The sequence below is a fragment of the Mesorhizobium sp. M4B.F.Ca.ET.089.01.1.1 genome, from assembly GCF_004022605.1.
In the GTDB taxonomy this organism is placed as follows: domain Bacteria; phylum Pseudomonadota; class Alphaproteobacteria; order Rhizobiales; family Rhizobiaceae; genus Mesorhizobium; species Mesorhizobium abyssinicae.
On record NZ_RZOS01001155.1, the window covers coordinates 1 to 647 of the forward strand.

Annotated in this window: 1 protein-coding gene; it reads left to right on the top strand. The window is 59.7% G+C overall.

From position 1 onward, the window contains the following. Positions 1 to 169: 169 nt before the first annotated feature. The coding region (locus EN780_RS36545; protein ID WP_128276611.1) for a hypothetical protein at positions 170 to 647 on the top strand (478 nt) is incomplete at its 3' end.

The following is a 647-nucleotide window of genomic DNA, read 5'->3' on the forward strand; positions in this document are numbered from 1 at the left end:
TAGGAATAGGCATTTCCGGCCAAGCCGTCAAGGCAATTTCGAATATTGTGGAAATACAGGCGGCGGGTTCGCCTACCGTCAACGTATTGCTGGTCGAACGTGATATATATGCCCTGGAGATGGAGGCGTGGCCGCCGATTGCGCGCATGGGTTCTGGCGGCGAGTGAGCATGGCAAACGAAGGCGAAACCATCGTCCTGGGCATTCCCATTCCGTCCCGCGATACGGTGTTTCTGTCTGTCGTGGCTCTTCATGTCCTGTTCGGGCTTGCCGCCGTGATCACCGGCGCTGGCGCGATGTTCGCTCAAAAGGGACGCGGCCGGCACTCGAGGTTCGGCATCATCTACTTCTGGTGCCTGTGCGGCGTGTTCGTCACCATGAGCGCCCTATCGCTCATGCGCTGGGCGGAAAACTCCCACCTGTTCGCACTGGGGAGTATTTCCTTCGCATCCGCCTGTTTCGGACGCACCGCCGCCCGGCGACGCTGGCGCCAGTGGCCCAGGCTGCATCTCACAGGCATGGGCCTCTCCTACATCGTGATGCTCACCGCATTTTACGTCGACAACGGCAAGAACCTGCCGCTTTGGAAGGAGCTTCCGGCCATTGCATTTTGGATTCTGCCCGCGGCGTTCGGAATGCCGATAATCC